The sequence below is a fragment of the Mesorhizobium sp. genome (assembly GCF_024509055.1).
GTDB lineage: Bacteria > Pseudomonadota > Alphaproteobacteria > Rhizobiales > Rhizobiaceae > Mesorhizobium.
Genome location: NZ_JANINM010000486.1, coordinates 1,238 through 12,275, shown reverse-complemented (window position 1 = coordinate 12,275; position 11,038 = coordinate 1,238). Strand labels below are relative to the sequence as shown.

Annotated in this window: 8 protein-coding genes and 1 pseudogene; 3 read left to right on the top strand and 6 right to left on the bottom strand. The window is 64.1% G+C overall.

The window, feature by feature from the left end; all coding sequences use genetic code 11:
* Positions 1 to 73: 73 nt before the first annotated feature.
* The gene (locus Q0L57_RS28650) at positions 74 to 655 is read left to right on the top strand and encodes an NAD(P)H-dependent oxidoreductase (protein WP_296746449.1); all 582 of its coding nucleotides are present in this window, start codon (positions 74 to 76) and stop codon (positions 653 to 655) included.
* Positions 655 to 1,242 (top strand): NAD(P)H-dependent oxidoreductase, encoded by a 588-nt coding sequence (locus Q0L57_RS28645; protein ID WP_296746448.1) that lies wholly within the window; start codon positions 655 to 657, stop codon positions 1,240 to 1,242. Before Q0L57_RS28650 ends, Q0L57_RS28645 begins: the two co-directional genes overlap by 1 nt.
* A gap of 167 nt (positions 1,243 to 1,409) precedes the next feature.
* On the opposite strand, the gene Q0L57_RS28640 is transcribed toward Q0L57_RS28645, so the two are convergent.
* The 5 genes and pseudogenes from Q0L57_RS28640 to Q0L57_RS28620 all read right to left on the bottom strand — a co-directional run bounded on the left by Q0L57_RS28640 (position 1,410) and on the right by Q0L57_RS28620 (position 8,914).
* Entirely contained in the window at positions 1,410 to 3,857 is a 2,448-nt protein-coding gene (locus tag Q0L57_RS28640; protein ID WP_296746447.1) for an FAD-dependent oxidoreductase, read from the bottom strand.
* A complete protein-coding gene (locus tag Q0L57_RS28635) occupies positions 3,854 to 5,035 on the bottom strand; it encodes a pyridoxal phosphate-dependent aminotransferase (protein ID WP_296746446.1) in 1,182 nt (393 codons plus the stop codon). Before Q0L57_RS28635 ends, Q0L57_RS28640 begins: the two co-directional genes overlap by 4 nt.
* The gene (locus Q0L57_RS28630) at positions 5,035 to 5,934 is read right to left on the bottom strand and encodes a homocysteine S-methyltransferase family protein (RefSeq protein ID WP_296746445.1); all 900 of its coding nucleotides are present in this window, start codon (positions 5,932 to 5,934) and stop codon (positions 5,035 to 5,037) included. The genes Q0L57_RS28635 and Q0L57_RS28630 overlap by 1 nt, the downstream gene beginning before the upstream one ends.
* Positions 5,931 to 8,307, bottom strand: a pseudogene (locus Q0L57_RS28625) (FAD-dependent oxidoreductase). Before Q0L57_RS28625 ends, Q0L57_RS28630 begins: the two are co-directional and overlap by 4 nt.
* A 19-nt stretch (positions 8,308 to 8,326) precedes the next feature.
* Positions 8,327 to 8,914, bottom strand: a complete 588-nt coding sequence (locus tag Q0L57_RS28620; RefSeq protein WP_296746444.1) for an XRE family transcriptional regulator — start codon at positions 8,912 to 8,914, stop codon at positions 8,327 to 8,329.
* 235 nt (positions 8,915 to 9,149) lie between these two features.
* On the opposite strand from Q0L57_RS28620, the gene Q0L57_RS28615 reads away from it, so the two are divergent.
* Entirely contained in the window at positions 9,150 to 9,854 is a 705-nt protein-coding gene (locus tag Q0L57_RS28615) for a nitroreductase (protein WP_296746443.1), read from the top strand.
* 128 nt (positions 9,855 to 9,982) lie between these two features.
* Here the strand turns inward: Q0L57_RS28615 and Q0L57_RS28610 are convergent.
* Positions 9,983 to 11,038 (bottom strand): MFS transporter (locus Q0L57_RS28610; RefSeq protein ID WP_296746442.1); only part of this gene is annotated, 1,056 nt, incomplete at its 5' end.

Sequence of the window (11,038 nt, the reverse complement as noted above, 5' to 3'; positions counted from 1 at the left end):
CTCCCCCCTTGAGGGGGAGATGCCCGGCAGGGCAGAGGGGGGTGCCTCGCGCTAACCTGCGGGATATTCTTCCGTGAAAATCCTCGTGCTCTACGCTCATCCGGTGGAGACCAGCTTCAACGCAGGCCTGCACCGGACGATCGTGGAGCGGCTGGGCGCGGCGGGCCATTCGATCGACGATTGCGACCTCTACGCCGAGGATTTCGATCCGCGGCTGACGCGGGCCGAGCGGCTTGGCTACCACGATCAGCGCGGACAGGGCGATGCTGTCGCAAGCTATGTCGAAAGACTGCGCAGTGCCGAGGCGCTGGTGCTGTCCTTTCCGGTCTGGAACTACGGCTATCCAGCGATTCTGAAAGGCTTCTTCGATCGCGTCTTCCTGCCTGGTGTGTCGTTCAAACTGGTCGACGGCAAGGTGCAGCCGACGCTGCACAACATCCGCAAGCTTGCCGCCATAACCACCTATGGCGGCAGCCGTTTTCGCGCGATGCTGATGGGCGATCCGCCGCGCAAGGTTGTGAAGCGCATGCTGCGGGCCACCATCAAGCCCGGCGCTCCCGTCTCCTACCTCGCGCATTATTCGATGAACCTGTCGACCGACGAGACGCGCAAGGCCTTCGTGGCGAAGGTGGTCGCCAGAATGGACGCCTTCTGATGCGCGTGCTGGTGGTCTACTGCCATCCGGTGCCCGAAAGCTATTGCGCCGCGATCCGCGACGTCGCGGTTGACGTGCTGAAGACCCGAGGCTGGGAGGTTCGACTGCTCGACCTCTATGCCGAGAACTTCAACCCGGTTATGAGCCGCGAGGAACGGCGATCCTACAACGAGCGTTCCCCCGACGACCCAGCGCTCGAGCCGCATTTCGAGCACCTGAAATGGGCGCAGGCGATCCTCTTCATCTACCCTACCTGGTGGTACGGCCTGCCGGCGATGCTGAAGGGCTGGTTCGACCGGGTTTGGGCGACCGACATCGCCTTCAAGCTGCCGGTCGGCAAGGGCAGGATCAAGTCGCTGATGACGCACGTCACCAAGGTCGGCGTCATCACCACCTGCGGCGCGCCGACCTGGTGGAGCGTCGTCGTCGGCCAGCCCGGCCGCAAGACGATCCTGCGCGGCATGCGGGCGATCTGCGCCACCCGCTGCAAGACGTTCTTCCTGGCGCACTATCTGATGGATTCTTCGACGCCGAGAAGCCGGGCGGCTTTTCTGGCGAAGGTGCGGGCGAGGCTGGAGCGATTTTGAGGGCCAGTTTTCCCTTGTCCCCTTGTGGGAGAAGGTGGCCGCGAAGCGGCCGGATGAGGGGTGTTCCAGGGAACGCCAGCGTCTCACTCCGCTGGAGCACCCCTCATCCGTCTCGGCGCTGCGCGCCGATCCACCTTCTCCCACAAGGGGAGAAGGAGAAGATCGCGCTACATCTTCACCCTTTCAGCCTTCGGATCGTACATCGGCTTCAGCGATGCCTCAGCCGCAAAGCGCTCGCCGGCGATCTCGACCTCGTAGGACGAGCCAAGCACATCCGCCTCGCTTTCTCCCTTGCACGGCACATAGCCCAGCCCAATCGCACCGCCGAGATGGTGACCGTAATTCCCCGAGGTGATCGGGCCGACGATCTTGCCGTCGCGCAGGATCGCCTCATTGTGGAAGAGCAGCGGCTGCGGGTCCTTGAGGCGGAACTGTACCAGGCGCCGGTTCAGGCCGGCTTCCTTGGTTCGCAGCACGGCGTCGCGACCGATGAAGCCGGCCTTGGCCGTCTTCACGGCGAAGCCGAGGCCCGCCTCAAGAACGTTGTCCTCGTCGGTGATGTCGTGGCCGAAATGGCGGAAGGCCTTTTCGATGCGGCAGGAATCCAGCGTGTGCAGGCCGCAGAGTTTCAGGCCGACATCGGCGCCGGCCTCCGTGATTGCCTCGAAGACATGGGCGGCCTGCTCGGTCGAGACATAGAGCTCCCAGCCGAGCTCGCCGACATAGGTGACGCGGTGAGCGCGGGCGAGGCCCATGCCGATCTCGATCTCCTGGCAGGTGCCGAACGGATTGGCTTCGTTGGAGAAATCGTTCGGGCTGACCTTCTGGATCAGTTTTCGCGAGTCCGGTCCCATCAGGCAGATGACGGCTTCGGCCGCCGTCACGTCGGTGATGACGACGAACTCGTCGGCAACGTGCCGCCGCAGCCAGGTGAGGTCGCGCTGCAGAGTGGCGCCAGGCACGACCAGGAAATAAGCGGTTTCCGAAAGCCGGGTCACTGTAAGGTCGCTCTCGATGCCGCCCTTGGCATTGAGCATCTGCGTGTAGACGATCTTGCCCGGCGCCACGTCCATGTCGTTGGCGCAGAGCCGCTGCAGGAATGCGCAGGCGTCGCGCCCTTCGACGCGAATCTTGCCGAAGGAGGTCATATCGAACAGGCCGACGCCGTTGCGCACCGCAAGGTGCTCCTCGTGCTGGTTGTCGAACCAGTTCTGCCGCTTCCAGGAATAGCGGTATTCGCGCTCCTGGCCTTCACGGGCGAACCAGTTGGCGCGCTCCCAGCCGGCGACTTCGCCGAAGACAGCGCCACTTGCCTTCAGGTGCTCATGCAAGGGCGAGCGACGCACGCCGCGCGAGGTCGCCATCTGTCGATAGGGGAAGTGATCGGCATAGAGCAGGCCGAGCGTTTCGGAGACGCGCTCCTTGAGGTAGAGGCGGTTCTTTTGGAACGGCTGGGCGCGGCGGATGTCGACCTCCCAGAGATCGAAAGGCGCTTCGCCGTCGTTGATCCACTGCGCCAGCGCCATGCCGGCGCCGCCGGAGGAAACGATGCCGATCGAATTGTAACCGGTCGCCATCCAGTAGCCAGCGAGCTCCGGCGCTTCGCCTAGATAGTAACGGTCGTCCGGCGTGAAGCTTTCTGGACCGTTGAAGAAGGTGTGGATGCCGGCGGTGCCCAGCATCGGCATGCGGTTGACGCCCATTTCGAGGATCGGCTCGAAATGGTCCATGTCCTCGGGCAACTGGTCGAAGCAGAAATCCTCGCGGATGCCTTCCATGCCCCAGGGCTTTGCCACCGGCTCGAAGGCCCCGAGCATCATCTTGCCGGCGTCTTCCTTGTAGTAGGCGCACTCGTCCGGCACGCGCAGCACCGGCAAGCGGGACAGGCCCGGGATCGGCTCCGTGACCAGATAGAAATGCTCGCAGGCATGCAGCGGGATGGTGACGCCGTTCTGCCGCCCAAGCTCGCGCGCCCACATGCCTGCGCAGTTGACGACGATGTCGGTCTCGATCGTGCCCTGGTCCTCGCCTTGCGTCCACGAAACGCCGGAGACGCGGCCGTTTTTGGTGTGGACCTTGGTGACCTTGACGTTCTCGATGATCGTGGCGCCGCGCTGGCGGGCACCCTTGGCGAGCGCCATGGCGATGTTGGCCGGATCGCACTGGCCGTCGAGCGGCAGGTGCACCGCGCCGACCACGTCGGAAACGTTGAGATGCGGATACATCTCCTTGACTTCGCTCGGCGAAATCTCGCGCACGTCGACGTCGAAGGCGCGCGCGAGAGAGGCTTGCCGGTAGATTTCGTGCTTGCGCTCCTCGGTCAGCGCCACGGTGATCGACCCGACCTGGCGCATGCCGGTGCCGACATCGGTCTCGGCTTCGAGCTTGACGTAGAGGTCGGCCGAATATTTTGCCAGCCGAGTCATGTTCTGGGACGCGCGCAACTGGCCGATCAGGCCGGCCGCATGCCAGGTCGTGCCGCAGGTAAGCTGCTTGCGTTCAAGCAGCACGATGTCGGTCCAGCCGAGCTTCGCCAGATGATAGGCGACCGAGCAGCCGGAAACGCCGCCGCCGATGATAACGGCGCGGGCTTTGCTGGGAACAGTCTTGGTCATGCGGCCTCGCGGCGATAGTTGGAAGCGAAGCGGCGCACGCGAAGTGCTGCTTCCTGAAGGATGGGTTCAGGCTGGCAAAGGCTGATGCGGATGTGGCCGGCCGCGGCCTCGCCGAAACTCGACCCGGGCATCACGCCGACCTTTTCCTTGTCGAGCAACGCCCAGGCGAATTTCTCGTCGTCCGGCTCGATGGCGGAGACGTCGAGCATCACATACATGCCGCCTTCGGAGCCGCGCACGGTGAGGTCGTTCACGCCGCGCATGGCGTCGAGGAAGACAGTACGTCGTGCCGCGTAGCGCTCGGCGATCTCCTTCACGCCATAATGGTTCTCCAGCGCTTCGGCGCAGGCGATCGAGATGAAGGCGGGCAGGCCGTAAGTCGTCACCAGGTTGAGATCGGTCAGCAGCGAGATCATCGCCTTCGGGCCGGTCAGCCAGCCCATGCGCCAGCCGGTCATGCCGTGGCTCTTCGACATGGAGTTGATGACCAGCGTGCGCTCGGCCATGCCGGGCAGCGAACGCGGCGAAATATGCTCACCGCCGCCGAGCGTCCAATAGACCTCGTCGGACAGCAGCCAGAGGTCGTGTTCCCTGCAAATCTCGGCCAGTTGCTTGAGCCGTTCGCGCGAATAGACCGCGCCGGTCGGATTGTTTGGTGTGTTGATCAGGATGGCGCGGGTGTTGGGCTTCAGCGCAGCGCGGATCATGTCCGCGCGGGGTTGAAATCCATCTTCAGCGGGCGTCTCGACCACGGTGAAACTGGCGCCGGCGGCGCTGAAGGTGTTCGGGTAAGTCGCATAGTAGGGCGCGACGACGATGGCATGATCGCCGGGGTCAAGCACCGCCTGGACGCTGGCGTAGAGCGCGGCCTGGCCGCCCGGCGTGGCGATGATTTCGTCAGGCTCGGTCAAGACACCCGTGCAGGCGGTCGATGCCGCGGCCATCGCCTTGCGCAGGCGCGGCAAGCCTGACAGTGGCGTGTAATGATGGTTGCTGCCGCGCACGGCCGTCACGCACGCTTCGATCGTCTCCGACGGCGTGTCGAAGTCATGGTCGCCGACCGACAGCATGATGATGTCCTCGCCAGCGTGCTTGCGGGCCCAGGCAGCGGAATGGACTTCCCAGCCATCCTTGCCCGAAGGCACGATGCCGGTGATGCGAGATGATGGTTTTGGCATCAGGAGACTCCCGAAATCTGGTGGCCGGCCCGCATGAGCTTGTCGTGCAGGGCGGCGATGTGGGCGGGGCCAACCTCGCAGCAGCCGCCAACGATGCCGGCGCCTGCTTCGACCCAGCCGATGGCCTGGTTGGCATAGGCTTGCGGATCGAGATCGTGGCGGGCGTGCAGCACGTCGACCGTGCCGCCATGCTTTAGCGCCTCGACCGAGGTGAAGCCATTGGCATAGGCGCCCACCGGTCCGCCGAGAGCGATGAGCTCGGGCAATGCGGCGGCGATGGCCTCAGGCCGGCAGCAGTTGAGCAGCCGGGCGGCGACCGGCAGGTCGCCAAGGGCGCTGGCCGCATCGACAATGGTCTCGCCGCTGCGCAGGCGCGGCTCGCCGTGGTCGGCGAGAGTCCAGGATACCCACACCGGCTTGCCGCTTTCGGACGCCGCGGTGACCGCCGCGCGCGCCTCCTCAGCGGAAGCCATCGTCTCACACAGGAACAGGTCTACCCCATCGGCCTGCTCGGCGACGATGCGGCGATAGATGTCGAGCGTGTCCTCGAAGGATATGGTCAACGCCGGCGCATAACTGCCGAAGAGGGGCGACAGGCAGCCGGCTATCGCGGCGTCGCCGGCCTCGTCGCGGGCCTGCCTGGCCAATTCGATACCGCGCTTCTGCAGAGGCTTGAACAGATCTTCAGCGCCCTCGCGCGCCAGGCGCTCCGGCGTTGCCGAATAGGTGTTGATGGTGATGACACGGGCGCCGGCGCGGATAAATTCCGCATGCAGGTCGCGCACCAGTTCCGGCTCGTCGATCAGCACCCTGGCCGACCACAACGGCGTCGGCTCGGACCTGCTGCGCCGGACCAGCTCCTGGCCCATGCCGCCATCGGTGAGGATGACGGAGGTCATGCCCGCAGCCTCTCGTTCTTCGGATCCCACAGCGGCTCGTCCTTCTGCACGACGGCCTTGAAGCGATCGCCAAAAATCTCGACCTCGACTGCCGTGCCCGGTTCCGTGAGATCCGTACGCAGCATGCCGAGCGCGATCGACTTGCCGACGCGGTGGCCCCAGCCGCCGGACGTCGTCTCGCCGACGATCCTGCCGTCATGCCAGAGCGTCGACATATAGGGCGCGTCGCAATCCCCGGGATTTTCGACCACCAGCGTGACGAAGCGCTTCTTCACGCCCTGCTGCTTTTCGTTGAGCAAGGCCGCCTTGCCGCGGAAGTCCGGCTTGTCCCACTTGACGAAACGTTCCAGTCCGCCCTGCAGGATCGAATAGTCGGTCGAAAGGTCGCCCTTCCAGGCGCGATAGCCTTTTTCCAGCCGCAGCGAATCCAGCGCGTACATGCCGAAGGGTTTCAGTCCATGTTTCTGGCCGGCGGCCCAGACGGCATCGAAGACGGCCAGCGTATCGGCAACTTTGGTGTGGATTTCCCAGCCAAGCTCGCCTGCGAAGGAGACGCGCACCAGCTTTGCCCAGCGCCCGGCAATGGTCGTTTCCTGATGCGTCAGCCAGGGCAGCGTCAAATCTGCACCGCTGACCTCGGCCAGGATCTTGCGCGAGTTCGGACCGGCGAGGATCTGGGTCGAGTATTCCTCCGTAAGGTCGGTCAGCGTGAAGGCGGCGTCGGCCGGCATGCGCGACTTCAGCCATTCGAAGTCGTGCCACTGCGCTACCGCCGCCGTGATCAGCGTCATCTGGTCCTCGGCGTGGCGCACGACCGACATTTCGGTGACGATGCGGCCCTTGTCGTCGGCGAAATAGACGAGGCCGATGCGGCCGGGTTTCGGCACGAGGCCAGTGACCTGCTTTACCAGCCAGTCGGCGGCACCCGGACCTTCAAGGTTGAAGCGCGAGAAGCCGGGCAGGTCGAGGATGCCGGCGGCATCGCGCACGGCCAGGCATTCCTCGCGCACGCGCCGCTGCCACGGCCCGTCGCGGCGGAAGGTCAGCGTCGCTTCCTCGGACGTGTCGTCGCCTGGGCCGGCATACCAAGTTGCGCGCTCCCAGCCATTATAGGCGTCGAACTGGCCACCCGGCGTATTCGTTGCCGTAGATCTCCATGCCCTTGGCGACGCAATAGTCAGGCGCCGAGGCAAAGCTGGTGAAGCGGCGCGGATCGCAGGACCACATGTCCCATTCGGTCTGACCCTCGGTGACCCATTCGGCGAGCACCTTGCCGGCGCCGCCGCCTTGGGCGATGCCGAAGGTGAAGACGCACGCCTCGAATGCGTTCGGCACGCCGGGCATCGGTCCAATCAGCGGGTTGCCGTCCGGCGCGTAAGGGATCGGCCCGTTGATCACCTTGGAGAGGCCTGCGGTGCCGAGGATCGGAACGCGGGCGACGGCGTCGGCGAGATAGTGCTCCAGCCGGTCGAGATCGTCCGGGAAGAGCTGGAAGGAAAAATCCTCCGGCATCGGGTCGTTATGCGTCGCCCAATGCGCGCGGCAATTGCGCTCATAGGGGCCGAGATTCATGCCGCTTTTTTCCTGGCGCAGGTAATAGGACGTGTCGACGTCGCGCAGCAGCGGCAGCTTGTGGCCCTGTTCCTTCGTCCAGGCGGCGAGCTCGGGGATTTCCTCGAACAGGATGTACTGATGGCTCATCACCATCATCGGCACTTCACGGCCGAACATCCTGCCGACTTCGGCGGCGCGGTAGCCGGCGGCGTTGATGACGATCTCGCAGCGGATCTCGCCTTGCGGCGTCGTGACCACCCATTCGCCGTTCTCGCGGCGCACGCCTGTGACCGGACAGAAGCGGATGATCTTCGCGCCCATGTCGCGCGCGCCCTTGGCGAGCGCCTGCGTCAGCTGCGCCGGATCGATGTCGCCGTCGCTCGGATCATAGAGCGCGCCCTTCAGCTCATGCGTCTCGATGAAAGGGTAGCGGCGCTTGACCTCGTCGAGGCCGACGACGTCGATATCCATGCCCTGGTAGCGGCCCATACCCTTGGCGCGCTGGAATTCCTGCATGCGCTCGTTGGAATGGGCGAGCCGGAGCGAGCCGGTGACATGGTAGTTCATCGGATAGTCGACCGCGTCGGCCAGCCCCCGGTAGAGCTCGGTCGAATAGCGCTGCATGTTCATCAGCGACCATGACGAGGAGAAGGTCGGCACATTGCCGGCCGCATGCCAGGTCGAGCCCGAGGTCAGCTCGTTCTTCTCCAGAAGAACGCAGTCGGTCCAGCCTGCCTTGCACAGGTGATAGAGCGACGAGGTGCCGACGACACCGCCTCCGATGATCACCACGCGCGCCGTGGTCGGCAAACCGGCCATGTTTTTCCTCCAACTTCAATCAATAGACAGGCGGTGAAACCACCCAAATGACGACGGCTGCCTCGATGCCAGGATTGCGCCAGCGGAAAGGCTTGCCGTCAAAGCGGAACGAGTCGCCTTCGCCGAGACGATGCCAGATACCGTCGATCTCGATCTCGAACGTGCCCGACGCGACATAGCCCGCTTCTTCCGTCGGACGGCGCGTTTCGGTCTTCAGCTCTGCGCCCGGCGCGAAGACCGAGCGCAGCATCTCGAAGCTACCGCCGAGGTCGGGCGACAGAAGCTCCTCCACCAGGCCGGATTCATTTGTACCAAGCGAACGGCGGCTGCCGGCGCGCACGATCACGCCGCGCTCCTGTTCGACCGGGACGTCATGGCTGAAGAAGAGGCTGATCGGAACATCGAAGAGGTTGGCGAATGCCCTCAAGTCGCCGAGGGAGGGAACCGAGAGGCCGCGCTCGACCTGGCTGACCCAGCCGACCGAGCGGCCGAGCTTGAGGGCGATCTCGGCCAGCGTCAGGCCGCGCGCCTTGCGCAGAGCACGAATGTCGCCGGCAAGCAACCGGTCGCCATTGTCCTGTTCCGGTCTGGTCGCGGTCGGAGTCAAACGTCTCTCGTGAAAAAATACGGATAAATTTCATGAGAGGATAAAATCATGAAAAAATCAAGGAGATTTTCATAGTCCACAAGATTTGCTTGCGCGTTTTCGGCGCTTGATGCAAAGGCTCGCGCACGAGCGGCGAGTGGGGCGTCCGGTCGGGACCAGTTTAGCTTATAGTCTGCGGATGGTCGTTAAGGAAACCGGGTTTCAGGTTTCCTGGCCATGCCGAAAGGGACGACCCATGCTTGAGAAGAACATCCGGATCGCGTCGGATGCGGAGATCGTCGACGAGGCGATCATGTCGCGCCGGTCTGTGCGCGCCTTCCTGCCCGACATGGTCGACGACGATACGATCCGAGCCATCCTGGCAGTCGCCGCGCGCGCGCCGTCCGGCACCAATATGCAGCCCTGGCGTGCCTATGTGACAAAGGGCGAGGTCAAGCAGCGTATCAGCGACGCGATCCTCAACTCAGGCATTCGCGCCGAAAAGGCCGAGTGGGACGAATACCGCTACTATCCCGACCAGTTCTTCGAGCCCTATCTGACGCGCCGGCGCGCCAATGGTTTTGGGCTCTACGGCGCGCTCGGTATCGGCCGGCGCGAGGTCGACAGGATGCGCGCCCAGCATGACCGCAATTTCGTCTTCTTCGATGCGCCGGTCGGCATGATCTTCACCATCGACCGAAGGCTGAACCAGGGGTCTTGGATCGACTACGGCATGTTCTTGCAGAACATCATGGTGGCGGCGCGTGGCAGGGGACTGCATACCTGCCCGCAGGCTGCGTTCGCGCCCTATCACCGGCAGATCAGGCCGGTGCTCGGCATTCCCGACGAGGAAATCGTCGTGTGTGGCATGGCCCTCGGCTACGAGGATACCGCGAAGCCCGAAAACGACTTCCGTACCGACCGCGCGCCGCTTGAGGACTGGGTGACGTTCACAGAATAGGTTCGGCGAAGGCCGCGGCTCGGCCCGCTAGATCAGGATGACGTTTCGCTGAATCGCCATCCTGATCTAAGTCGTTGTTGGAGCATGATCTTCTCCGAAAACCGGTTCCCACTTTTCGGGGTCATGCTCTAGTCCGTGCTCATATGCGCGCCATGGCCGCTGACATGGGCACCGTCCTGCGGTGTCAGCCTCAGATACGCCGACAGCGCGCAAAGCGTGATCAGCCCTTCGACGACGAACAGGATGCGGTAATCGTTGATGCTGGCTTTGCCGCCACCGGCGAGCAGCGAAAGCAATGCTGCCGCAAGGCCGACGCTGACCGCCACCGCAAGCTGCCACAGAATGTAATAGAGCGCGCTGAAGCGCGCGAGCTGTTCCGGCGCTATGTCCGAATAGGCGAGATTGCCGGTGGAGGCCCATTGCACCGAGCGGAAGACGCCGAAGGTGAAGATATAAGCCAAAACGATCCAGGCCGGCAGGCTTTCCTGCATCAGCGCGAAGCCGGCGACCAGCAGGGCGACGATCGGCGTATTGGTGACCAGCACGCGTTTGAAGCCGAAGCGGTTCAAAAGGCGCGGCATGAAGAAGCGCATCAGCAACGATCCGACCGCGGCGACGAAAGTCAACGATCCGGCCTGCACGGCGCTCATGCCGAAGCCGAGCTGGAACATCAGCGGCAGCAGGAACACCACCGAGCTCAGGCCGATCGTGTCGAGGCCGCCGCCGGTGAGAAAGGCGATGCGGAAGGTGCGGATGCGCAGCAGATTGAGGTCGAGCAGCGGGTTGCGTGTGCGCAGGCAGTAGAAGGCGGCGACCGTGAGGATGGCGATCGCCAGGCCCAGCTCGATGCCGATAAGGCTGCCCGCGGCATCCTTGGCGGCGACCGAGTCCATGCCGAAGACCAGCAGCGCCATGCCGCTGCCGACCAGCAGGAAGCCAGGAAAATCGAATGGCGTGCGGACTGGCTTGGTCGTCGTGGGAAACAGCGAGGCGGCCAGCAGCGCCGCGGTCAGCGCGATCGGGATGTTGATGTAGAAGATCCAGCGCCACGAGACATAGGTGGTGAGCGCGCCGCCGACGAGGGGCCCGACCAGTGGTCCCGATTGTCCGGCCAGCGAGATATACATGTTGATCCTGAGCGTGCGGTCGCGCGGGAAGCTCGACAGGATCACGACCTGGCCGAG